The 21,664-nt window shown below is 65.7% G+C and carries 23 protein-coding genes; 10 read left to right on the top strand and 13 right to left on the bottom strand.

Annotated elements, in window-relative coordinates:
- Window positions 1-192: 192 nt before the first annotated feature.
- Complete coding sequence (locus tag BKM74_RS02120; protein ID WP_176342341.1) at window positions 193-564, top strand: DUF4168 domain-containing protein; 372 nt, start codon at window positions 193-195, stop codon at window positions 562-564.
- A gap of 54 nt (window positions 565-618) precedes the next feature.
- On the opposite strand, the gene BKM74_RS18910 is transcribed toward BKM74_RS02120, so the two are convergent.
- A complete protein-coding gene (locus tag BKM74_RS18910) occupies window positions 619-1,461 on the bottom strand; it encodes a DUF3426 domain-containing protein (protein ID WP_086464031.1) in 843 nt (280 codons plus the stop codon).
- A 227-nt stretch (window positions 1,462-1,688) separates the two neighbouring features.
- Between BKM74_RS18910 and ftsE the strand changes: the two genes are divergently transcribed.
- The 5 genes from ftsE (at window position 1,689) to BKM74_RS02150 (ending at window position 7,132) form a co-directional block, all read left to right on the top strand.
- The gene (gene ftsE, locus BKM74_RS02130) at window positions 1,689-2,366 is read left to right on the top strand and encodes a cell division ATP-binding protein FtsE (protein WP_086464032.1); all 678 of its coding nucleotides are present in this window, start codon (window positions 1,689-1,691) and stop codon (window positions 2,364-2,366) included.
- A 7-nt stretch (window positions 2,367-2,373) separates the two neighbouring features.
- Window positions 2,374-3,282 (top strand): cell division protein FtsX, encoded by a 909-nt coding sequence (locus tag BKM74_RS02135; protein ID WP_086464033.1) that lies wholly within the window; start codon window positions 2,374-2,376, stop codon window positions 3,280-3,282.
- Between the two features lie 12 nt (window positions 3,283-3,294).
- Complete coding sequence (locus BKM74_RS02140) at window positions 3,295-3,930, top strand: YdcF family protein (RefSeq protein ID WP_245825749.1); 636 nt, start codon at window positions 3,295-3,297, stop codon at window positions 3,928-3,930.
- Between the two features lie 9 nt (window positions 3,931-3,939).
- Entirely contained in the window at window positions 3,940-4,665 is a 726-nt protein-coding gene (locus tag BKM74_RS02145) for a lysophospholipid acyltransferase family protein (protein ID WP_086464034.1), read from the top strand.
- 157 nt (window positions 4,666-4,822) lie between these two features.
- Entirely contained in the window at window positions 4,823-7,132 is a 2,310-nt protein-coding gene (locus BKM74_RS02150) for an adenosylcobalamin-dependent ribonucleoside-diphosphate reductase (protein WP_086464035.1), read from the top strand.
- A 62-nt stretch (window positions 7,133-7,194) separates the two neighbouring features.
- On the opposite strand, the gene leuB is transcribed toward BKM74_RS02150, so the two are convergent.
- The 8 genes from leuB to ffh all read right to left on the bottom strand — a co-directional run bounded on the left by leuB (window position 7,195) and on the right by ffh (window position 14,556).
- Window positions 7,195-8,310 (bottom strand): 3-isopropylmalate dehydrogenase, encoded by a 1,116-nt coding sequence (gene leuB, locus BKM74_RS02155; protein WP_086464036.1) that lies wholly within the window; start codon window positions 8,308-8,310, stop codon window positions 7,195-7,197.
- A 26-nt stretch (window positions 8,311-8,336) separates the two neighbouring features.
- Entirely contained in the window at window positions 8,337-8,948 is a 612-nt protein-coding gene (gene leuD, locus BKM74_RS02160; protein WP_086464037.1) for a 3-isopropylmalate dehydratase small subunit, read from the bottom strand.
- 23 nt (window positions 8,949-8,971) lie between these two features.
- Window positions 8,972-10,393, bottom strand: a complete 1,422-nt coding sequence (gene leuC, locus BKM74_RS02165) for a 3-isopropylmalate dehydratase large subunit (protein ID WP_245825751.1) — start codon at window positions 10,391-10,393, stop codon at window positions 8,972-8,974.
- A gap of 205 nt (window positions 10,394-10,598) precedes the next feature.
- Window positions 10,599-11,012: a 50S ribosomal protein L19 gene (rplS, locus tag BKM74_RS02170; RefSeq protein WP_086464039.1), complete on the bottom strand. Its 414-nt coding sequence runs from the start codon at window positions 11,010-11,012 to the stop codon at window positions 10,599-10,601.
- Window positions 11,013-11,108: 96 nt separating this feature from the next.
- Window positions 11,109-11,831 carry a tRNA (guanosine(37)-N1)-methyltransferase TrmD gene (gene trmD / locus BKM74_RS02175; protein ID WP_086464040.1) on the bottom strand — a complete coding sequence of 241 codons (723 nt, stop codon included), beginning with the start codon at window positions 11,829-11,831 and terminating at the stop codon, window positions 11,109-11,111.
- A complete protein-coding gene (rimM, locus tag BKM74_RS02180; protein WP_086464041.1) occupies window positions 11,828-12,472 on the bottom strand; it encodes a ribosome maturation factor RimM in 645 nt (214 codons plus the stop codon). Before rimM ends, trmD begins: the two co-directional genes overlap by 4 nt.
- A 51-nt stretch (window positions 12,473-12,523) precedes the next feature.
- On the bottom strand, window positions 12,524-13,042 hold the full coding sequence (rpsP, locus tag BKM74_RS02185) for a 30S ribosomal protein S16 (RefSeq protein WP_086464042.1): 519 nt from the start codon (window positions 13,040-13,042) through the stop codon (window positions 12,524-12,526).
- A gap of 53 nt (window positions 13,043-13,095) precedes the next feature.
- Window positions 13,096-14,556, bottom strand: a complete 1,461-nt coding sequence (gene ffh / locus BKM74_RS02190) for a signal recognition particle protein (RefSeq protein WP_086464043.1) — start codon at window positions 14,554-14,556, stop codon at window positions 13,096-13,098.
- A 220-nt stretch (window positions 14,557-14,776) separates the two neighbouring features.
- On the opposite strand from ffh, the gene BKM74_RS02195 reads away from it, so the two are divergent.
- Entirely contained in the window at window positions 14,777-15,247 is a 471-nt protein-coding gene (locus tag BKM74_RS02195; RefSeq protein WP_086464044.1) for an ASCH domain-containing protein, read from the top strand.
- 4 nt (window positions 15,248-15,251) lie between these two features.
- Here BKM74_RS02195 and BKM74_RS02200 read toward each other — a convergent pair whose 3' ends face one another.
- From BKM74_RS02200 to BKM74_RS02210, 3 genes are all read right to left on the bottom strand, one after another.
- On the bottom strand, window positions 15,252-15,479 hold the full coding sequence (locus BKM74_RS02200) for a hypothetical protein (protein ID WP_086464045.1): 228 nt from the start codon (window positions 15,477-15,479) through the stop codon (window positions 15,252-15,254).
- A gap of 132 nt (window positions 15,480-15,611) precedes the next feature.
- On the bottom strand, window positions 15,612-15,863 hold the full coding sequence (locus BKM74_RS02205) for a hypothetical protein (protein ID WP_086464046.1): 252 nt from the start codon (window positions 15,861-15,863) through the stop codon (window positions 15,612-15,614).
- 79 nt (window positions 15,864-15,942) lie between these two features.
- Entirely contained in the window at window positions 15,943-16,152 is a 210-nt protein-coding gene (locus BKM74_RS02210; protein WP_086464047.1) for a cold-shock protein, read from the bottom strand.
- Between the two features lie 415 nt (window positions 16,153-16,567).
- Here BKM74_RS02210 and dapF point away from each other — a divergent pair, with 415 nt between their 5' ends.
- From dapF to ftsY, 3 genes are read left to right on the top strand one after another with little or no spacing between them, the layout of a single operon-like run.
- On the top strand, window positions 16,568-17,404 hold the full coding sequence (dapF, locus tag BKM74_RS02215) for a diaminopimelate epimerase (RefSeq protein WP_086464048.1): 837 nt from the start codon (window positions 16,568-16,570) through the stop codon (window positions 17,402-17,404).
- On the top strand, window positions 17,404-18,663 hold the full coding sequence (gene mtaB, locus BKM74_RS02220) for a tRNA (N(6)-L-threonylcarbamoyladenosine(37)-C(2))-methylthiotransferase MtaB (RefSeq protein ID WP_086464049.1): 1,260 nt from the start codon (window positions 17,404-17,406) through the stop codon (window positions 18,661-18,663). Before dapF ends, mtaB begins: the two co-directional genes overlap by 1 nt.
- Entirely contained in the window at window positions 18,660-19,625 is a 966-nt protein-coding gene (ftsY, locus tag BKM74_RS02225) for a signal recognition particle-docking protein FtsY (RefSeq protein ID WP_086464050.1), read from the top strand. The genes mtaB and ftsY overlap by 4 nt, the downstream gene beginning before the upstream one ends.
- Window positions 19,626-19,628: 3 nt before the next feature.
- Here the strand turns inward: ftsY and BKM74_RS02230 are convergent, their stop codons facing one another.
- The gene (locus BKM74_RS02230) at window positions 19,629-21,554 is read right to left on the bottom strand and encodes a PAS domain-containing sensor histidine kinase (RefSeq protein WP_176342343.1); all 1,926 of its coding nucleotides are present in this window, start codon (window positions 21,552-21,554) and stop codon (window positions 19,629-19,631) included.
- Window positions 21,555-21,664 lie beyond the last annotated feature (110 nt).

The following is a 21,664-nucleotide window of genomic DNA, read 5'->3' on the forward strand; positions in this document are numbered from 1 at the left end:
CGTCGTCCATGGTTCTGAAGGTGGACCCCATCACCTTCTTGTGAGCCTCCCTGTTGGTTCCTGTTGACCTTGAGGCCCCGCCATCCGGCGGGGCTTTTTTTGGAATAATGGTCGCGTTCGCCCGTCCACTCCCATGAAGCCGGCATGCTTGCCGGCGGAGCCGACCCAGAATCCAATGATGGAGAGGACGACATGAACAAGCGTATCCTGACGACCCTTTTGCCGGCACTCATGCTTGCCGTGGCGCCGGTCGCCGCGATGGCGCAGAGCCAGGCACCGGCACAGCAGCAGGAGATGCCGAAGATCGACGAGAGCCAGCTCGATTCCTATGCCGATGCCGCCGTTAAGATTTACGACATCCGGGTGCGCTGGGAGCCGGAGATTCGGGCCGCCGAAAGCCAGGAAAAGGCGATGGAGGCGCAGCGCGAGGCACGCACCGAGATGATTGAGGCGGTGCAGAAGGAGGGGCTGTCGGTTGAGGAGTACAACTCGATCACGGCAGCCGCCCAGCGTGACCCGGACCTCAACCAGAAGATCGCCCAGCTGATCGAGAAAAAGCGCTAAGCGGAACGCCGGCTTCAGCAACCTGGCCCGGGGACCCTAACCTGGGGGTGGGATTCAGCTCCTGGGCTGGGCGCTGAAGGTCACGACCAGATCCGCCGCTTCGCCCGCCGGGTTCACGAATTCGGTGCGGAAGGCGGCGATCTCGCCGGGCGACAGATCCAGCCGGTTCGCCTCGAACTCCCAGTCCTGCAGCTCCTTGCGCTCCAGGTCGCGCAGCTGGGCCTTCATCGGCGGTATGATCGCCGGCTCGTCGGTCAGGTTCACCACCTCGCCCTGCACCACCAGAATCATCGTGCTGCCCTCCATCAGCCGCTCGACGCGGATGTTTCGGATCAGCAGCCCTTCGCCCGGCACCGGGGCGGGATGGCCGATCTTCTCATACAGCAGGGCGGCGGGCGGCCAGGCCGCGACGATCTGCGCCCGGCCAAAGAAAATGCCGGCGGCCAGCCCGACCGTCAGCAACAGCAGTAAAATCCAGGCAAGGCGGCCGCTGCGCGGCTTCTTCTGCTCCAGCGGCAGGCGCGGCAGGCGCGGAATGCGCGGCCGCTCCTCCTCTTCCTCCGGGAATGGAGCGGCTTGCGCCGCGTCATCTGGCCAGCCGGCATCCTCATCGGGCGCGGCCGCTTCTTCGGCGTTATCGTCCTGATACTGATCGAACGGATGCGGCGGCGCCTCGACCTCCGGCATGTCGGAGGCCTCCCGCTGGGCAGGCTTCTCCTGGGCGGCCTTCCGTTTGGCGGCCGACTCCTTGATGGCCGACGGGCGGCTGGTTTCCGCAACCGGTTCCTGAAACCAGACATGGCCGCACTCATTGCAGCGGACCTTGCGGCCAGCCGGCCCCAGCTGCGCATCGCTGATCGCGTAGCGCGCGGAACATTCTGGACAGGACAGGATCATTGTGTGGACCACCGTATCATGGTCTAGCTTTTAGCCTGCCCGTCGCATCGGTGGCAAGCGAGGCTCTCATGACCGGAGTCGCCTGTCCATCAGAGCGCGGCGGGAACGCGGCGCGCGGCTGGACGCTGGGCCGCCGGCTGTGCCATCTTGCCCGCGGTCATTGACTGGCACCGGAGCGGGCGATTTCGTCCGCCAGGCCAGCGGCATCAGGAAAGGTTATCGGTTCCGTGGTTCGGTTCGAAAATGTCGGGATGCGGTTTCGCGACGGGCCAGCCGTACTGGAGAATATCGGCTTTACGCTGCCGCCTGGATCCTTCCATTTTCTCACCGGGCCGAGCGGTGCCGGCAAATCGACCTTGCTGAAGCTGATCTATCTGGCGCTGAAGCCTTCCTCCGGGCGCATCCGCCTGTTCGACCGCGATGTCGCCGGCATTCCACGCCGGGAACAGCCTGATCTGCGCCGGCGGATCGGCGTGGTGTTCCAGGATTTCCGGCTGCTGGGCCATCTGACGGCGCTGGACAATGTGGCGCTGCCCTTGCGTATCGCCGGGGCAAAGCAGAGCCTGATCCGCCGCCATGTGCCGGAATTGCTGGATTGGGTCGGTCTCGGCGATCATATGAACGCGTTGCCGGCCACCTTGTCGGGCGGGCAGCAGCAGCGTGTCGCCATCGCCCGCGCGGTGATCGGCCGGCCGAAACTGCTGCTGGCCGACGAGCCCACCGGCAATGTCGACGACCAGATCGCCATGCGCCTGCTGTTCCTGTTCGAGGAGTTGAACCGCATGGGCACCACCGTGCTGATTGCCACCCACAACAACATGCTGGTGGACCGGTTCAGCTATCCCCGGCTCGATCTGCGCGACGGGCGGTTGTCCCGGCCGGGCATCGACAGCGCTGTCGCCTGAGGTTCGGATGATCTTCCGGCGCCATTCCGACCTGCCGCTCAAGGGCGACGCGACCAGCCGCTTCCTGCCCTGGATCATCGGCGTGATGGTGTTCCTGGCCACGCTGTCGGTCGCCGGCCTGCTGCTGGCGCAGGATGTGACGCAGCGCTGGCGCTCTGCGTTGGCCGGTACGCTGACCGTGCAGGTGCCGCCGCCCTTCGGCGAGACGGACCCGCAGGCCCAGCTGGCCGAGGTGTTGCAGATCCTGCGCGGCACGCCCGGCATCGCGCGTGCCGAACCGTTGTCCATCGACCAGAGCCGCGCCCTGCTGGAGCCCTGGCTCGGCAGCGGCCAGATCATCGACGAACTGCCCTTGCCGCGCCTGATCGATGTGGCGCTGCGGCCCGGCGCGCGGCTGGATTTCGCGGCGCTGGAAACAAGGCTGGCCGGGATCGCGCCCGGCATCGTGCTGGACGATCATGGCCGCTGGCTGGGCGATCTGGTGCGGGTGGCGCGGTCGGTGGAGCTGGTGGCGGCGACGGCGGTGCTGCTGGTCGCGCTGACGGCGGTGCTGGCCGTGGTGTTCGCGGTGCGCACCGGCCTTGCCATCCACCGCGAGGTGATCGACGTGCTGCATCTGGTCGGCGCGCGCGACAGCTATATCGCGCAGCAATTCGCCCGCCATGCGCTGACTCTCAGCCTGCGCGGCAGCATCCCGGGGGCGCTGTTCGCGCTTGCCCTGCTGCTGGGCATCGCCGTGCTGGCGACCGGCGGCGCCGAGGGGCTGGCAGCCGAAGGGTTCCTGCCGGCCGATATCTGGCAGATTCTGCAGCCGCTGGACTGGGCGGCGCTGGCCGCCGTGCCGGTCGGGGCGATCGTGCTGGCGGTGCTGGCGACGCGGCTGGCCGTGATGCGCGCCCTCTCCCGGCTGGTATAAGGGGCGCTTTCCATGTCCGCGCGCCGCCGTATCTTCCATCGACCCGGGCCGCCGCCGCGGCGCTGGCGGCTGGTGCTGCCGGCGCTGGCGCTGTTTCTTGCCGTCTGGGTTGGCGGGTTCTTCAACTACGCCGCCAGCATCCCGCGCAGCGTCGAGGATGGCGAGCAGCGGACCGACGCCATCGTCGTGCTGACCGGCGGCAGCCTGCGGCTGGAGGTCGGCCTGCGCCTGCTGCAGGCCGGGCTGGCGGACCGGCTGCTGGTGTCCGGCGTCAATCCGGGGGTGACGCGCGAGGCGCTGCTGCGCCTGATGCCGGAATGGACCGAAGCGCTGAATGCCCATATCGATATCGACTATGCGGCTAACAATACGGTGGGGAACGCGGCGGAAACGGCGGTGTGGCTGCAGGGGCGCGGGTATCGCTCGCTGCGGCTGGTGACGGCGAACTATCATCAGCGCCGCAGCCTGCTGGAGTTCCGCGACGCCATGCCGGATATCGACATCGTGCCGCATCCGGTGTTTCCGGAAGATTTCCATCGCGAGGATTGGTGGCGCTGGCCGGGCAGTGCCATGCTCATCTTCTCGGAATACAACAAGTTCCTGATGGCGCATCTGCGCCTGTCCCTGGCCGCTCTCATCAAAGGGTAGGCGTTGGCAATGAGTGCGCTGCGTTCGCTGCTGTTCAACATCGCGTTCTTCGGCTGGACCGCACTGCTGTGCATCGGCGGTATTCCGCTGCTGGCCGCGTCCGCGGGCTGGATCGTCGCCGGGCAGCGGCTCTGGGCCTGGGGCGTGATCGGGCTGCTGCGGCTGCTGATCGGCACGGATTACCAGGTCAGCGGGCGGGAGAACCTGCCGGAAGGGCCATTTGTTATCGCCGCCAAGCACCAGTCGGCCTGGGAAACCATCATCTTCTTCCTGCTGATTGACCGTCCCGCCTATGTGCTGAAGAAGGAATTGCTGGCGATCCCGCTCTATGGCTGGTATGCGCGCCGCGGCGGCCATATCGCGGTCGATCGCAAGGCCGGCGCCAAGGCGCTGCGGTTGCTGCTGGAGGATTCCCGGCGCGCCATCGCGGACGGCATGGTGCCGGTGATCTTCCCGCAGGGCACACGCACCGCGCCCGGCACGCACCTGCCCTATCAGCCGGGCATCGCGGCGCTGTACCGGGGGCTGGACCTGCCGGTGGTGCCGGTGGCGTTGAATTCCGGCCTGTTCTGGGGGCGTCGCGCCTTTCGCAAGCGGCCCGGCACCATCAAGCTGGAATTCCTGCCGGCGATCCCGCCGGGGATGGACAGGGCCGGCTTCATGGCCGGTCTCGAGACCGCCATCGAACAGGCGACCGACCGGCTGGTGGCGGAAGGCTTATCCCCGGAAGCTTGAGAATTATCCTTGTGAATTTCGGGGATAAGGCCGATCTGCAAGCGATACAAGGTGCTTGGCAGGCCCGGTCCGGTGGAAACATAACGGGAACATATTTGTTGTCCGCCGCTGCCAGACTGGTAAACTGTCAGGCTTCTCGATGGCGTTGGAGCGTTTCATGGCGGGCATCGCGGCGATCTCGCAGCAGATCTGGGACATGAAATACCGGTTGAAGCGGGCCGATGGCGCGCCGCTCGACCGCACATTGGAGGATAGCTGGCGGCGTGTCGCCAGCGCGCTGGCCGCGCCCGAGCGTGACCAGGCGCTGTGGGAGGGCCGCTTCTACGAGGCGCTGGAGGATTTCAAATTCCTGCCCGCCGGGCGCATCCTGGCCGGCGCCGGTACCGAGCGCAGCGTCACACTGTTCAACTGTTTCGTCATGGGCACGGTCCCGGACGATATGGCGGGCATCTTCGAGCATCTGAAGGAAGCCGCGCTGACCATGCAGCAGGGCGGCGGCATCGGCTATGATTTCTCGACGCTGCGGCCCAAGGGTGCTGCGGTGAAGGGCGTCGGCGCGGATGCGTCGGGCCCGCTGCCCTTCATGGATGTGTGGGACGCGATGTGCCGCACCATCATGAGTGCCGGCCACCGGCGCGGCGCGATGATGGCGACCATGCGCTGCGACCATCCCGACATCGAGAATTTTATCGCCGCCAAGCAGGAGGCGGGACGCCTGCGCATGTTCAACCTGTCGGTGCTGGTCACCGATGCGTTCATGCAGGCCGTAAAGGAGGATTCCTCCTGGGATCTGGTGTTCGGTGGCACGGTCTATCGCACCGTTGAGGCGCGCGCGCTGTGGGACAGCATCATGCGCGCGACCTATGCCTATGCCGAGCCGGGCGTGATCTTCATCGACCGCGTGAACAACCGCAACAATCTGCACTATTGCGAGACCATCGCCGCCACCAACCCGTGCGGCGAGCAGCCGCTGCCGCCCTATGGCGCCTGCCTGCTGGGCTCGATCAATCTAGCGAAGCTGGTGGACCGGCCATTCGAATCCGATGCCGCCATCGATATGGGCCGGCTGGAAGCGCTGGTCGCGACATCCGTGCGCATGATGGACAATGTGACCGACGTGTCGCGCTTCCCGCTGCCGCAGCAGCAGCAGGAGGCGCTGGCGAAGCGGCGCATCGGCCTCGGCGTCACCGGCCTTGCCGACGCGCTGATCTTCTGCGGCGCGCGCTATGGCAGCGCCGATGCGGTGGCGCTGACCGATAAATGGATGGCGGCGATCCGCCGCGCGGCCTATCTCGCCTCGGTCGAGCTGGCGAAGGAGAAGGGCGCCTTCCCGCTGTTCGATCGCGAGAAATACCTGGCCGGAGAGACCATCGGCGAACTGGATGCGGATGTGCAGGAAGCGATTGCCGCGCATGGCATCCGCAATTCCCTGCTGACCTCGATCGCGCCGACCGGCACGATTTCCATCCTGGCCGATAATGTGTCGTCCGGGCTGGAGCCGGTGTTCAGCTTCGAATATACCCGCACCGTGCTGATGCCCGATGGCAGCCGCAAGGAAGAGGCGGTGACCGATTACGCGCTGCGCCTCTACCGCCGGCTGAAGGGGGAGAATGCGCGGTTGCCCGACGCCTTTGTCGATGCCCAGCGGCTGTCGCCCAGCGACCATGTGGTGATGCAGGCGGCGGTGCAGAAATACATCGACAGTTCGATCTCCAAGACCATCAACATCCCGGTCGATCTGCCGTTCGAGCAGTTCAAGAATGTCTACCAGATGGCCTATGACATGGGCTGCAAGGGCTGCACCACCTACCGGCCGAACGAGATCACCGGGGCGGTGCTGCAGGTGAAGCCGGACAATGTGGAGGGCACGCAGCAGCCGGAGCTGGCGCTGGACAAGCCGGAGGCAAGGCCGGCCGACCAGTTCGAGGCCGGCGCCGTCATCTATATGACGCAGCCGCTGAACCGGCCGGAGGAATTGCCGGGCAAGACCTACAAGATCAACTGGCCGGAAAGCGAGCACGCGCTCTACATCACCGTGAATGATGTGATCCAGGATGGCCGCCGCCGGCCCTTCGAGATATTCATCAACTCCAAGAACATGGAGCATTTCGCCTGGACCGTGGCGCTGACCCGGATGATCAGCGCGGTGTTCCGGCGCGGCGGCGACGTGTCCTTCCTGGTCGAGGAGCTGAAGGCCGTATTCGACCCGCGCGGCGGGCAGTGGATGGGCGGGCGCTACGTGCCCTCGCTGCTGGCCGCCATCGGCGATGTGATCGAGCGCCACCTGATCGATATCGGCTTCATCCCGCAGCCGGAGGAGAAGCGCCAGGGCCACCTCGCCGAACGCAAGGTGGTGGGCATCGCCGACCAGCGCCTGCGGCAATGCCCGAAATGCGCCCAGCCCAGCCTAATCCGGCAGGAGGGCTGCGATACCTGCACCTCCTGCGGCTATTCAAAGTGCGGGTGAAATAGTAGGCACGCAAAAAGGGCGGCCTGCGGGCCGCCCTTTTTTAACATATGCTCTGAAGATCAGGCCGACAGCTTGTCCAGCTCGCGCAGCAGCGTATCGCCCATCACCGTGGTCGAGACCTTGGCGGTGCCCGGCACATAGATGTCGGCGGTACGGAAGCCGGCGTCGAGCACGTTGTTGATGGCCTTCTCGATCATGTCGGCATCCTCGCCCATGTCGAAGGAATAGCGCAGCAGCATGGCGAAGCTCAGCAGCTCGGCCAGCGGGTTCGCCATGTCCTGCCCGGCGATGTCCGGGGCGGAACCGTGCACCGGCTCATACAGCGCCATGCGGCGGCCGGTGGTCGGGTCCTCAAGGCCGAGCGAGGCCGAGGGCAGCATGCCGAGCGAGCCGGTCAGCATCGCCGCGCAGTCGGACAGGATGTCGCCGAACAGATTGTCGGTGACGATCACGTCGAACTGCTTCGGGTTGCGCACCAGCTGCATCGCGCAATTATCGGCGTACATGTGGTGCAGCTCGATGCCCTTGCCTTCGGTCTCATGCAGCTTGGTCACCGTCTCGCGCCACAGCACGCCGGTATGCATGACATTGGCCTTTTCGACCGAATGCACCTTGCCGCCGCGCTTGCGCGCGAGGTCGAAGCCGACGCGGGCCACGCGCTCGATCTCCGGCGTCGTATAGACCTGGGTATCGACCGCCTTCTTGGTGCCGTCCGGCAGGGTCTCGATGCCGCGCGGCTCGCCGAAATACACACCGCCGGTCAGCTCGCGCAGGATCAGGATGTCCAGCCCCTCGACCAGTTCACGCTTCAGCGACGAGGCGTCGGCCAGCGCCGGGAACACGATGGCCGGGCGCAGATTGGCGAACAGGTCCATTTCCTTGCGCAGGCGCAGCAGGCCGCGCTCCGGCTTCTTCTCGAACGGCAGATCGTCCCATTTCGGGCCGCCGACGGAGCCGAACAGCACGGCGTCAACCGCCAACGCGTCGGTCATGGTCTCGTCGGTCAGCGGGGTGCCGTGCGCGTCCAGCGCCGCACCGCCCACCAAGCCTTCCTGAATGTCGAAGGAGACGTGACGGCGCTTGTCCATCCAGTCCACCACGCGGCGGACCTGGCGCATCACCTCCGGCCCGATACCGTCACCCGGCAGGACCAGCAGTTTCTTGTTCGATGCCATTCTATTTTTCCGTTCTTTGGGAGCGATCAGGCGGCGATCCAGGGCTGGGAGAGGGCGAGCTTCTCCTCATAGCCGGCGATCTTCTGGTCCTTCTGCAGGGTCAGGCCGATATCGTCGAGCCCGTTCAGCAGGCAGTGCTTGCGGAAGGCATCCACCTCGAAGGCGATCTTCTCGCCGTTCGGGCGGGTGATCTCCTGCTTTTCCAGATCGACGGTGATGCGGGCATTGCCGCCCAGCTTCGCGTCCTCGGTCAGCTGGTCGACGATCTCCTGCGGAAGCCGGATCGGCAGGATGCCGTTCTTGAAGCAGTTATTGAAGAAGATGTCGGCGAAGCTGGGGGCGATGACGGCGCGGATGCCGAAATCCAGCAGCGCCCAGGGGGCGTGCTCGCGGCTTGAGCCGCAGCCGAAATTGTCGCCCGCCACCAGGATCTCGGCCTTGGTGTAGGGCTCCCGGTTCAGCACGAAATCCGGGTTCTCCTTGCCGTTGCTGTCGCGCCGCATCTCGTCGAAGAGAAACTGGCCGAGGCCGGTGCGCTTGATCGTCTTCAGAAACTGCTTCGGGATGATCATGTCGGTGTCGATATTGACCATCGGCAACGGTGCTGCGATCCCGGTCAGGGTGGTGAATTTATCCATCTCTTTTCCTCCCGCTGGTCCGGTCAGCCCATCAGCTCGCGCACATCGGCGATATGGCCGGCAATCGCTGCCGCTGCCGCCATCGCCGGGCTCATCAGATGCGTGCGCCCGCCGCGGCCCTGGCGGCCCTCGAAATTACGGTTCGAGGTGGAGGCGCAACGCTCGCCCGGGGCCAGCTTGTCGGCGTTCATGGCAAGGCACATGGAGCAGCCCGGCTCGCGCCAGTCGAAGCCTGCCTCGCGCAGCACGACGTCCAGCCCTTCGGCCTCGGCCTGCTCCTTCACCAGACCGGAGCCGGGGACCACCATGGCGCGCACATTGGCGGCGACCTTGCGGCCCTTGGCGACCTCGGCGGCGGCCCGGATGTCCTCAATGCGGCCATTGGTGCAGGAGCCGATGAAGACCGTGTCGATCTTCACGTCGGTCAGCCGCATGCCCGGCTTCAGGTCCATGTAGGACAGCGAGCGCAGCATCGCCTCGCGCTTGCCGGGATTCGGCGCCTTGTCCGGATCGGGCACGACGCCGGTCACCGGGGCGATATCCTCAGGGCTGGTGCCCCAGGTGATCGTCGGCACCAGATCGCCGGCGTTGATGACGATTTCCTTGTCGTAGACAGCACCCTCATCGGACGGCAGCGTCTTCCAGTAGGCGACGGCCTGTTCCCAGGCAGCACCCTTGGGCGCCAGCGGACGGCCCTTGAGGTAGTCGAAAGTAATCTCGTCCGGCGCGATCAGGCCGGCGCGCGCGCCGCCTTCGATCGACATGTTGCAGATCGTCATGCGCGCTTCCATGGACAGGTTGCGGATCGCCTCGCCCGCATATTCGATCACATGGCCGGTACCGCCGGCGGTGCCGATGCGGCCGATGATCGCCAGGACCAGATCCTTGGAAGTGACGCCGAACGGCAGGTCGCCCTCGACCCGGACCAGCATGTTCTTGGCCGGCGCCTGCACCAGTGTCTGGGTCGCCAGCACATGCTCGACCTCGGAGGTGCCGATGCCGAAGGCCAGCGCGCCGAAGGCGCCGTGCGTCGCGGTGTGGCTGTCGCCGCACACGATGGTCGTGCCCGGCAGGGTGAAGCCCTGTTCCGGGCCGATGATGTGCACGATGCCCTGTCGCAGATCATCCATCGCGTAATAGGGAACGCCGAATTCCTTCACATTGGATTCCAGCGTTTCGACCTGGATGCGGCTTTCCGCGTCGGCTATGCCCTTGGAACGGTCCGAGGTCGGCACGTTATGGTCGGCGACGGCGAGGGTCTGGTTCGGCCGGCGCACCGTGCGCCCGGTCGTGCGCAGCCCCTCGAAGGCCTGCGGGCTGGTCACCTCATGGACGAGGTGGCGGTCGATATAGATCAGGCAGGTACCGTCCTCCTGGACGTCCACCAGGTGGTTTTGCCAGATCTTGTCGAAAAGGGTACGGGGCTTGGAAGTGGCTGCAGTCACGAAGGCGGTCCTCATTCCTGGCGGTCGTCAATATTGTCGCCGGGTATCCTGACGATCAGGACCCCGGCTATTGGCCGCTCAGCTTAGACCCGCCGGTGCGGGCGCACCAAGCAGCATGCATTCTTGTCAGCCATGCGCCGCCGAGGAGTGGGTGCGGGGCGCAAAACGGGCCCGCATGGGCCCGTTTTTTTACTGGCTGTAAGTCTTACTCGCCGGCAGGGGCCGCCGCTGCTTCCACGGCCACGGCCTTGGGCGTACGAACGGTCTGCTTCTCGCGGATGCGGGCTGCCTTACCGGTCAGGCCGCGCAGATAGTACAGCTTGGCCCGGCGGACGTCGCCACGGCGCACCACCTCGATCGAGGCCAGGCGCGGCGAATACAGCGGGAATACGCGCTCCACACCCTCGCCGTAGGAAATCTTCCGCACGGTGAAGGAGGAGTTCAGGCCGGCATTGCTGCGGGCGATGCAGACGCCTTCGAAGGCCTGGATACGCTCGCGCGTGCCCTCGACGACCTTCACATTCACGCGCAGCGTGTCGCCCGGCACGAATTCCGGTACCTGGTGATCGGCCGTAACCTTGGCGATCTGCTCCTGCTCGAGCTGTTCGATGATGTTCATTGTCCTAATCCCTAGCTAACCGTAATCCCTGCCTGACCGTAATCCCTGTCTAACAGGGCCCTGCGGCAAACCACTCTCCAAGACACCTGACGGCGCCTAGTTCCTGTCTTCCTCTCCGGCCGCGACATAGGCCGACCAGAGGTCGGGCCTGCGTTCGGCCGTAATCCGTTCCGCTTCCGCGCGGCGCCACCGCCGCACCTTTTCGTGATGGCCCGAGGTCAGCACCTCCGGCACCACGCGCTCGACCCCTTCATGGTCGATCCAGGCCTGCGGCCGCGTATAGTGGGGATATTCCAGCAATCCCCGCTCGAAACTCTCTTCGTCCAGACTTTCCTCGGACCCCATGGCCCCAGGCAACAGCCGGACACAGGCATCAATCAGCGCCATCGCCGCCGGTTCGCCCCCGGAAAGGACGAAGTCGCCGAGGCTGACCTCGACGATCCGGCGCGAGTCGATGACCCGCTGATCCACCCCTTCGTAGCGCCCGCACAACAAGGTCACGCCCGGGCCGTCTGCCAGATCGCGCGCCATCGGCTGATCCAGCTTGCGGCCCCGCGGCGAGAGATAGATCACCGGGCCCGGCCGGTCCGCAACCGCACCCAACGCCGCATCCACGACATCGGGCCGCATCACCATACCGGCACCGCCGCCGAAAGGGGTGTCATCGACGGAGCGGTGTTTATTACGCGCGAACTCGCGAATGTCCAGCGTTTCCATTAGCCAGACGCCCTTTTCCAGCGCCTTGCCTGGAAGCGATGCCCCGAGCGGCCCCGGAAACATCTCTGGAAACAGCGTCAGCACGGTAGCCCGCCAGCTCATTCCGCATCATCCCGCACCGCGGAGTCCGCAATCTCGTCGCCAGCCGCACCGCTTTCCAGCAGCGCCGCCGGCGGATCGGCGACCAGCCGCCCGCCCGCGATATCGACCACCGGCACCACGGCCCTGGTGAAGGGCAGGAAGACGCTGCCGCCTTCCTCCCGCGTTACCTCCAGCACGTCGCCGGCGCCGAAATCATGGAGCGCCTTCACCGTGCCGAGCCGCCCGCCAGCCACCTGATCCACAGCAAGGCCGATCAGGTCGGCATGGTAGAACTCGTCTTCCTCCAGCGCCGGCAGGGCATCGCGGCCGATATAGAGCCGCAATCCCTTCAGCGCCTCGGCGGCGGTGCGGTCGGCAACGCCATCGAGCGTGGCCATCACCACATCGCCCTTCGGCTTGCCGCCCTTGGCCGTGCCGACGGGGCGCAGCGTCAGGCTGCGTCCCGCTTCGCCATCGCGCCGCTTTCCGAGAAGCGCGCCGTATCCGAAGATCGCGGCAGGCTCGCCGGTGAAGCTGCGGATTCGGAGCTGGCCACGGATGCCATGGGCACCGACAACGACCCCGAGCAGGACGGATTGTCCTGTCTCGGCATCGCGATCTGTGCCTGCCGGCGCCGGCTGGCGTTCTGGGTGGCTCGCCATGACCAGGCCGCTCCCGTCCTGAATGTGCGCGTTGCCATCGGCCCGGCGCCTTTAGGCGCTGGGCTTCTCGGCCTCGGCGGCTTCCTCGGCCGGGGCCTCGGCAGGTGCTTCCGCAGGGGCTTCAGCAGCAGGCGCTTCCTCGGCCGGGGCTTCCTCGGCAGGCGCGGCGGCGGCGGCAGCAGCGGCCTCGGCGGCGGCAGCTTCAGCGGCGGCCTTCTCGGCGGCAGCCTTCTCGGCCAGCGCGGCCTGTTCCTTCATGCGCTCCTGCGTCTTGGCGCGGGGCTGGTTCTTCTTGGTCTGCTCCGGCTGGGCCGGGGCTTCGCCAAGGCCAACCGTGGCCAGGAAGCGCGCGACGCGGTCGGTCGGCACGGCGCCAACCGAGATCCAGTGCTTGGCGCGGTCGGCGTCGATCTTCAGTCGGTCCGGATGGCCATGATCGACCATCGGATTGTAGGAGCCGATACGCTCGATGAAGGCGCCATCGCGCGGCGAGGTGCTCTGCGCCACAACGATGCGATAGAACGGACGCCGCTTTGCGCCGCCACGGGCCAGACGAATCTTCAGTGCCATTAGTTTCTTCCTTAACCTGTTACGCGTGTTCTGGTTGTCGTCGAATTGAAGTGTCAGCGCCGGCCGAAACCGGGGGGAAGCTTGCCGCCGGGCAGTTTCGGCAGGCCGGGGAAACCGCCGCCGCCGCCAAGCCCTCCAAGACCGCCGGGGGGCAGCTGCGGCGGTGTTCCGCCACCGCCACCCATCATTCCGCCCATCATGCCTTTCAGCATGCCGGACTTGCCCATCTGCTTCATGACCCGGCTCATATCCTGATACTGCTTCAGCAGCCGGTTCACTTCCTGCACCGTTGTGCCGCTGCCGGCCGCGATGCGCTTGCGGCGCGAGGCGTTCAGCAGCTTGATGTCCTTGCGTTCCTTCTTGGTCATCGAGGAGATGATGGCCTCCTGGTGGGCCAGTTGCCTCTCGTCGATGTTGGCGCCGGCCAGCTGCTTCTTCATCTTGCCGATGCCGGGCAGCAGGCCCATGACGCCGCCGAGCCCGCCCAGCTTGCGCAGCTGGCGCAGCTGCGAGGCCATGTCGTCCAGGTCGAAATCGCCCTTCGCCATCTTCTTGGCGAGCCGTTCGGCCTCGTCCTTCTCGATGGTCTCCGCGGCCTTCTCGACCAGCGAGACGACGTCGCCCATGCCGAGGATACGGCCGGCGATGCGCTGCGGATGGAAATCCTCCAGCGCGTCCATCTTCTCGCCGACGCCCAGCAGCTTGATCGGGCAGCCGGTAATGGCGCGCATCGACAGTGCCGCACCGCCGCGCGCATCGCCATCGACGCGGGTCATGACGATGCCGGTGACGCCGACGCGCTCCTTGAAGGATTTCGCCACATTCACGGCGTCCTGGCCGGTCATGGCATCGACCACCAGCAGCACCTCGTGCGGCTGCACGAGGTCGCGTACCGAGGCCACCTCGGTCATCAGCGCCTCATCGACATGCAGCCGGCCGGCCGTGTCCAGCATGACCACGTCATAGCCCTGCAGGCGGCCGACGGTCATGGCGCGCTTGGCGATGGAAACCGGCTGCTCGCCGGGCACGATGGGCAGGGTGGCCACACCGGTCTGCTCGCCCAGGATGCGCAGCTGTTCCTGCGCCGCCGGACGATGCACGTCCAGCGAGGCCATCAGCACCTTCTTCTTGTCGCGCTGGGTGAGGCGGCGCGCCAGCTTGCCGGTGGTGGTGGTCTTGCCCGAGCCCTGCAGGCCGACCATAAGGATCGGCACCGGGGCGGGGGCGTTCAGGTCGATTGGTTCCGGCTCCGCGCCCAGCATCTCGACCAGCTGGTCATGGACGATCTTCACCACCATCTGGCCCGGCGTGACCGAGCGCAGCACTTCCTGGCCGACGGCCTTCTCGCCGGCCTGGGCAATGAAATCCTTCACCACCGGCAGGGCGACATCGGCCTCCAGCAGCGCCACGCGCACTTCGCGCATGACCTCCTTGACGTCGCTCTCGGAGAGGGCGCCGCGCCGCTTCAGTCGCTCGAACACATCGCCGAGCTTGCCGGTCAGGCCGTCGAACAAGGGCTCTATCCCGTTGCCGTTGGGTCGGTTTAAAGTCGCGTCACCGCACGCAAACCCGCCCAAGCAAAAATGCGCCCGTGCGCGAAACTCGCGGACGGACGGTGCCCCCCAACAGGGGTGGAGGGCTTCTATGGGCGGCCAACATGCCGTGAATGGGGCGGAACCTAGGGGAAACGGCCACCGGAGTCAATCGCCGTGCGGCCGGGAAGCGGGGGGCTTCATGGAAGACGAGAAGACAAAAGATTTCTGGGCGGCCTATCGCGCCGCGTCGGGCGTGCCGGATCGGCCTTATGAGGTGGTGCGCTTCGGCGATTCGCCGGCGCTGGCCGACGAGCTGCTGGCCCTGGTCCGTGCCGGTCGCAAACGGGCGACGGCATCGCTGCTGCGCGACTATGCGCCGGATGCCGTGCCGAAGCCGGGGGATCATGTGCTGGTGCTGGACGGCGCCGGCAATCCGGCCTGCATCTGGCGGACCAGTGCGGCGGATATCCTGCCGTTCATCGAGGTGGGCGAGGATTTCGCGGCGGCGGAGGGCGAGGGGGATGGCAGCCTCGCCTATTGGCGCGAGGGGCATAACCGCTATTTCGGCCGGCAGGCGGAACGCGAGGGTTTCGCCATGCACGACCGGATCGAGGTGGTGTGCGAGCGTTTCGAACTGGTCTGGCCGCCGGAACTGGCGGACCGGCGATAAGGGGTTACTTCCCCGAGCGCTTCAGGCTCTTGATCTGGCCGCGCGGCTGGCCGGACATCTCGGCGATCTTCCGGTCCTGGTCCATGATGTAGGTCCGTGCGGGCGCATCGCCATCCAGCCCGTCGATAAGCTCGCCGGGTACCTTGCGGTTGGAGGACAGGCTGCCATCCTCATAGATCACGTTGAACAGGACGAAGCTGGCAGGTGTGGCGGGTTTCTTCTGGCGGCCCAAGATGGTCTCCATCGGGTATAAGGAAAGCGAGAAAGGCCGGTGGTCGCAGAATCAATCAACCGCGGCTGATTGACCGCGGTCTGGCGACCCCGGTTTGGCGACCCCGACCGCAGTGTCAGCAGGCACTTTGTTTCAGTCGCGCTTTTCCGGGCTTTCGCCTGTCGCGTCGCCACCAGGAAGGACGGTATCGGCGGATTCCCCGTCGAGAGTTTCGCCGTCGAGAGCGTCCCCGTCGGGGGATTCCCCGTCAGCGGACTCCTCGCCAAGTGTCCCCTTGCGGCGGGCCACTTCTTCTTCCTTGCGCAGAAGCTTTTCTTTTTTCTTCTGCTCTTTGGCCCGGTTCCGCTCGGCGCGCTGCTGATTGTAGTTCGGCTTAAAGGCCATCTGGGCGTCTCCCGGCTGGCTGAAATGGAAAAGGGCGCCGGTGAACCGGCGCCCTTTCGCTTTAGGCTCAGACCTTAGGTCAGACGGCCTTCAGATTCTCAGCCGAGGTCTTGCCACGCTTCGGATCGCGCTGCTCTTCATACGAGACCTTCTGGCCTTCGTTGAGGCTGCGCATCCCGGCGCGCTCGACGGCGGAGATGTGGACGAAAACGTCCGGACCACCGTTCTCCGGCTGAATGAAACCGTAACCCTTGGTGCTATTGAACCACTTGACTGTACCGATCGGCATGTTTGCCTCCTTCGTTGTCGATTCGCCCCACCCGGATGGGAGGAGCGTCGCACTCTGTGTCCAGGGATAGCGCGAACTGGACACCCGAAGGGGCGTTACGAGCCGGCAGTCTGAAGCAGAATGGTCACAGCAATGTGGGGCCGTTCCGTTCAAAAAGCAAGAGGAATGGCGGAATTCAGGAAAAGATAAGCCAGAGCAGCAGGATGAGCGGGATGGGAATTCCCACAAGCCAGAGCAGAATATAGGGCATGTGTGTCTCCTTTGATAGTTGCATAAGAGAACGATTGACCACCGGTTTCGATCCCGCCGGGCCGCTTCTGCAAGGCAGGTCTGCGGAAACAGGCGGGGGAATGCGCGTGTGCTTGCGCAAGCTGGCCGTGGACTCCGGGCCCCGCATCGCCATATAACGCGAGCTATGGAAAAGCTTCCGTTCATAAAGATGCATGGGCTGGGCAACGATTTCGTCGTGCTCGACGGCCGCGCCGCGCCGATTGTGCTGAGCGAGGCGCAGATTCGCGCCATCGCCGACCGCCGCACCGGCGTCGGCTTCGACCAGATGATCGTCATCGAGCCGCCGAAGAACGGCGCCGATGCCTATATGCGCATCCTGAATGCCGATGGCGGCGAGGTGGAGGCCTGCGGCAACGCCACGCGCTGCGTCGCGTCCTGGCTGTCGGAAGAGGCGGATCGGCCGGCTTTGTCGATCGAAACCGTGGTCGGCACGCTGCTGACCAATGTGAATGCGGACGGCACTGTGACCGTCGATATGGGCGAGGCGCGGCTGGGCTGGGACGAAATTCCGCTGGCCCGCGAGATGGACACGCTGAAGGTCATGGCCGGCGTGGCGCCGCTGACCGAGGCGACCTGCGTGAATGTCGGCAACCCGCACGCCGTCTATTTCGTCGATGATGTCGAGAGCGTCCCGATGGCCGAGATCGGCCCCCGCATCGAACATGACCCGATGTTCCCGCAGCGCATCAATGTCGAGGCGGTGCAGATCCTGTCGCCGACGAAGATGCGGATGCGGGTGTGGGAGCGTGGTGTCGGCATCACCCGGGCCTGCGGTACCGGCGCCTGCGCCAGCCTGGTTGCCGCCGTTCGGCGCGGCCTCAGTGAGCGCAAGGCCGATGTGATCCTCGATGGCGGCACGCTGACCATCGAATGGACCGAAGATGGCCGGGTGCTGATGACCGGGCCGGTCGCCATCTCCTACCGGGGCGAGCTGGAGCCGTCCGTCATCGGGGCCGCGTGATGGGCGTCGAGATCGTCACCTTCGGCTGCCGCCTCAATTCCTACGAATCCGAGGTGATGAAGGATCTGGCCGCGCAGGCCGGGCTGACCGACACGGTGATCGTGAATACCTGCGCCGTCACCGCCGAGGCCGAGCGCCAGGCGCGCCAGACCATCCGCAAGCTGCGCCGCAACAACCCGGACGCAAAGATCATCGTCACCGGCTGCGCTGCCCAGGTGAAGCCGGAGCAGTTTGCCGCCATGCCGGAAGTGGACCGCATCCTCGGCAATGAGGAGAAGCTGCAGGCCGCAAGCTACGGGCTGGACGACGATGCCCGGGTGCGGGTGAACGACATCATGAGCGTGCGCGAGACCGCCGCGCACATGATCGCCGGCTTCGAGGACCGCGCCCGCGCCTTCGTTCAGGTACAGCAGGGCTGTGACCATCGCTGCACCTTCTGCATCATCCCCTTCGGCCGCGGCAACAGCCGCTCCGTCCCCATCGGCCGGGTGGTCGAGCAGGTGCGCGAGCTGGTACGCAATGGCTATAACGAGGTCGTGCTGACCGGCGTCGATATCACCAGCTACGGCCCCGATCTGCCGGGCAAGCCGATGCTGGGCCAGATGATCCGCCGGCTGCTGGCCAATGTGCCGGAACTGCCGCGCCTGCGGCTGTCTTCGCTCGACCCGGTGGAGATCGACGATGATCTGTTCCGGCTGATCGCCGAGGAGCCGCGTCTGCTGCCGCATCTGCATATCAGCCTGCAGGCCGGCGACGACATGATCCTGAAGCGCATGAAGCGCCGCCATCTGCGCGCCGACGCCATCGCCTTTGTCGAGAAGGTGAAGGCGCTGTGCCCCGACATGGTGTTCGGCGCCGATCTGATCGCCGGTTTCCCGACCGAGACCGACGCGATGTTCGAGAACACGCTGCGCAGTGTCGAGGAATGCGACCTGACCTATCTGCACGTCTTTCCCTATAGCGAGCGCCCCGGCACGCCGGCGGCGCGCATGCCTCAGCTTCCGGTGGAGGTGCGCAAGGAGCGCGCGGCGCGTCTGCGCGCGGCGGGCGAGGCGCGGCAGGCGTCCTTCCTGGCCTCGCGCATCGGCACTGAGGCCGAGGTTCTGATGGAGAAGCCCGGTATGGGCCGGACCGAGCATTTCGCGCCCGTCCTTCTCGATACCGATGTCGCGCCGGGCACGATCCTGCGTGCCCGCATTACCGGGGCCGGGGCGGAACAGCTTACCGGCCAGACCTTGGATATCCGGACAGCAGCATGAGCGATGAGAGTGATCCGACCGGCGCGGCGCAGGATGACGCCCGCAAGCCCGGCTGGCTGGCGCGCCTAAAGCAGGGGCTGGCCCGCACCTCGGCGAAGCTGGGCGGCGGCATCATCGGGCTGTTCACCAAGCGCAAGCTGGACGACGCCACGCTGGAGGAGCTGGAAGATTTGCTGATCCAGGCCGATCTTGGCGTGAAGACAGCGGCGAAGCTGACCGCCAACCTGGCCCGCGAACGCTTCGACAAGGAAGTGACGTCGGAGGAGGTGCGGCAGGCCTTCGCCGAGGATATCGCGGAAATCCTGACCCCCGTGGCACTGCCGCTCACCATCGATCCGGCGCTGAAGCCGCATGTCGTGCTGGTGGTCGGCGTGAACGGCACCGGCAAGACCACGACCATCGGCAAGCTGGCCAAGCAGTTCCGCGACCAGAAGAAGAAGGTGATGCTGGCCGCGGGCGACACGTTCCGCGCTGCCGCCGTCGAGCAGCTGAAAATCTGGGGCGAGCGGACCGGCTGTCCGGTGATTTCCGGGCCGGAGAATTGCGATGCCGCCTCGCTGGCCTTCGACGCGCTGAAGCGGGCGAAGGCGGAAGGCGCCGACGTGCTGCTGATCGACACCGCCGGCCGGCTGCACAACAAGGCCGTGCTGATGGACGAGCTGAAGAAGGTGATCCGGGTCATCGCCAAGATGGACCCGGCCGCCCCGCATTCCACCGTGCTGGTGCTCGACGCCACCACCGGCCAGAACGCCCACGCCCAGGTCGAGACCTTCCGCGAGATGGTGAATATCACCGGCCTGGTGATGACCAAGCTGGATGGCACGGCGCGTGGCGGCATGGTGGTGGCGCTGGCCGATGCCTTCGGCCTGCCGGTGCATGCGGTCGGCGTCGGCGAGGGGGCGGACGATCTGCGGCCCTTCGAGGCCCGCAGCTTCGCCCGCAATCTGATGGGGCTGGAGTAGACTCTAGACGTTGCGCGCGCGGACTGTCCGCCCGGCCGGGAAGGTGACGCGCACGATGGTGCCGCGCCCCGGCCAGCTTTCGATGTCCATCTCGCCGTCATGCAGGCCGATCAGGCTGTCGATGATGGCGAGGCCGAGGCCGGTCCCCTGGATTTTATGCTTCGCGGCCCGGCTGGCGCGGCCGAAGCGCTGGCGGATCAGCGGAATTTCCTCGGGCTCGATGCCGACCCCGGTGTCAGAGACCAGGATCTGGATTGCCGCCGTTGCGGTCAGCACGGCGGAGACGGAGACCTGCCCGCCGGCCGGCGTGAACTTGATGGCGTTGGAGATCAAATTCACCAGAATCTGGCGTGTCATGCGCTCGTCCGCCATCAGGTGCGGCAGGCCGGGCGGCACATCGTTGGTCAGCTCGATCTCGGCGCTCTCCGCCCGGTCTGCGAACAGCCGGATCGTGCCCTGAACCAGGCTGGCGACATGAAGGTTGGTCTCGATCAGTGTCAGCCGGCCGGCCTCGATCTTGGCCAGGTCCAGCAGATCGTCGATGAATTCCAGCAGATGCTGGCCGCTGGCGTGGATATCCTCGGCATAGTCGCGGTAGCGCGGATTGTCGAAGGGGCCGAAATATTGACCCAGCATCACTTCGGAAAAGCCGATGATGGCGTTCAGCGGCGTGCGCAGTTCGTGGCTCATATTGGCCAGGAAGTCGCTTTTGGCGCGGTTGGCGATTTCCGCCTCTTCCTTCGCGCTGCGCAATTCATCCTCCGCCCCCACGCGCTCGGTGACGTCGATCACCTGGGAGATGATCTGAACGTCAGCGCCGGCGCCGGTCTCCAGAACGGCGGTGGTCATCAGGCCAACGACGATGTCGCCGCCCTTGGTGATGTAGCGCTTCTCGAACTGGAATTCGCCTGAGCGCGCCTGTGCCTGGCTGGCAAATCTCTGCGCCATCTGCTCGGCATCGTCCGGATGGGTGACATCCCGGACCGACATGTGCCGCAGCTCGTCACGGTCATAGCCGACGAACCGGCAATAGGCGTCGTTCACCCGCAGGTAGCGGCCTGTCAGGTCGATCACGGCCATGCCCATTGGCGAGCGTTCGAACAATTGGCGGAACAAGGCCTCCTTCCTGGCTTCGGCAGCGGCACGGTGCGTGCGTTCGGTTGCATCGTGACCGATAATCAGGGTGGCGCCATCGGCCAGGCGCTCCTCGCGCAGTTCGATGACGCGCCCGTCCCTGTGATGCAGCGTCAGCGTGCCTTTCGGGTTGCGGTGATAGGCGATGCGATAGGCGATCCATTCCTCGACCTGTTCGGGCGTACGCTCCGGCAGCAGGTTCGGGATGTTTTCCCGCAAGCAATCGAGATAGTGACTGCCGGGGGTCAGCAGGCTGGCGATACCGAAAAAAAGCTCCCGGTGCCGCCGGTTGCACAGGACCAGCCGGTCGTCGGCATCGAACAGCACCACACCATCGGAAGACAGGTCGAGTGCCTGTACCAGCTTGCGCGCGGCGTCATTGGCGATATCGACTTCGCGCACCTGGTCGGTGATGTTCTGGCAGGTGCCGTGATAGCCGAGGAAGCTGCCATCGGCGGCGTAGATGGGGAAGCCGGACACGCTGACCGTTCGTACCTGTCCGTTGGCGGCCAGATAGCTATAGCGGTAATCGTTGAAAGGCCGGCGATTGGCCAGGTCGTCCAGATGACGCTGCCAGGCTTCCTGGTTGGTGCGGGGCATGCCAACCTCGGCGCGGGTCTTGCCCAGGACGTCGTCTGGATCGAGGCCGGTTTCCGCCGCGAACTCGTCGGACAGCAAGGTGAACCGCAGATCGGCATCGGTCTCCCAGCGCCAAAGGCGGGCAAGCCGGGGCACTTCGCGGAACTTTTCAAGCTCCGCTTCCAGATCGGCGATCCGCTTCCGCAGGCGCTCCATCTCGGATGCCTGCGCAAGGTCGCTTGGGGGATTATCCTCTCCCGCCATGCTGGGTTTCGTCCTTACCGCCTCATGGGATCAGGTAAATGAATATCGAGTAAGCTTCAAAT

It is taken from the genome of Oceanibaculum nanhaiense (assembly GCF_002148795.1).
GTDB classification, from domain to species: Bacteria; Pseudomonadota; Alphaproteobacteria; order Oceanibaculales; family Oceanibaculaceae; genus Oceanibaculum; species Oceanibaculum nanhaiense.

Coding starts and splice junctions, on each gene's coding strand:
- trmD (WP_086464040.1), bottom strand. CDS start 11,831: ATGAGCTGGCGGGCTACCGTGCTGACGCTGTTTCCAGAGATGTTTCCG.
- mtaB (WP_086464049.1), top strand. CDS start 17,404: ATGGGCGTCGAGATCGTCACCTTCGGCTGCCGCCTCAATTCCTACGAA.
- rplS (WP_086464039.1), bottom strand. CDS start 11,012: ATGAACATCATCGAACAGCTCGAGCAGGAGCAGATCGCCAAGGTTACG.
- rpsP (WP_086464042.1), bottom strand. CDS start 13,042: ATGGCACTGAAGATTCGTCTGGCCCGTGGCGGCGCAAAGCGGCGTCCG.
- BKM74_RS02150 (WP_086464035.1), top strand. CDS start 4,823: ATGGCGGGCATCGCGGCGATCTCGCAGCAGATCTGGGACATGAAATAC.
- rimM (WP_086464041.1), bottom strand. CDS start 12,472: ATGGCGAGCCACCCAGAACGCCAGCCGGCGCCGGCAGGCACAGATCGC.
- BKM74_RS02120 (WP_176342341.1), top strand. CDS start 193: ATGAACAAGCGTATCCTGACGACCCTTTTGCCGGCACTCATGCTTGCC.
- BKM74_RS18910 (WP_086464031.1), bottom strand. CDS start 1,461: ATGATCCTGTCCTGTCCAGAATGTTCCGCGCGCTACGCGATCAGCGAT.
- ftsY (WP_086464050.1), top strand. CDS start 18,660: ATGAGCGATGAGAGTGATCCGACCGGCGCGGCGCAGGATGACGCCCGC.
- leuB (WP_086464036.1), bottom strand. CDS start 8,310: ATGGCATCGAACAAGAAACTGCTGGTCCTGCCGGGTGACGGTATCGGG.
- dapF (WP_086464048.1), top strand. CDS start 16,568: ATGGAAAAGCTTCCGTTCATAAAGATGCATGGGCTGGGCAACGATTTC.
- BKM74_RS02140 (WP_245825749.1), top strand. CDS start 3,295: ATGTCCGCGCGCCGCCGTATCTTCCATCGACCCGGGCCGCCGCCGCGG.
- BKM74_RS02195 (WP_086464044.1), top strand. CDS start 14,777: ATGGAAGACGAGAAGACAAAAGATTTCTGGGCGGCCTATCGCGCCGCG.
- leuD (WP_086464037.1), bottom strand. CDS start 8,948: ATGGATAAATTCACCACCCTGACCGGGATCGCAGCACCGTTGCCGATG.
- BKM74_RS02135 (WP_086464033.1), top strand. CDS start 2,374: ATGATCTTCCGGCGCCATTCCGACCTGCCGCTCAAGGGCGACGCGACC.
- BKM74_RS02230 (WP_176342343.1), bottom strand. CDS start 21,554: ATGGAGCGCCTGCGGAAGCGGATCGCCGATCTGGAAGCGGAGCTTGAA.
- BKM74_RS02210 (WP_086464047.1), bottom strand. CDS start 16,152: ATGCCGATCGGTACAGTCAAGTGGTTCAATAGCACCAAGGGTTACGGT.
- BKM74_RS02205 (WP_086464046.1), bottom strand. CDS start 15,863: ATGGCCTTTAAGCCGAACTACAATCAGCAGCGCGCCGAGCGGAACCGG.
- BKM74_RS02145 (WP_086464034.1), top strand. CDS start 3,940: ATGAGTGCGCTGCGTTCGCTGCTGTTCAACATCGCGTTCTTCGGCTGG.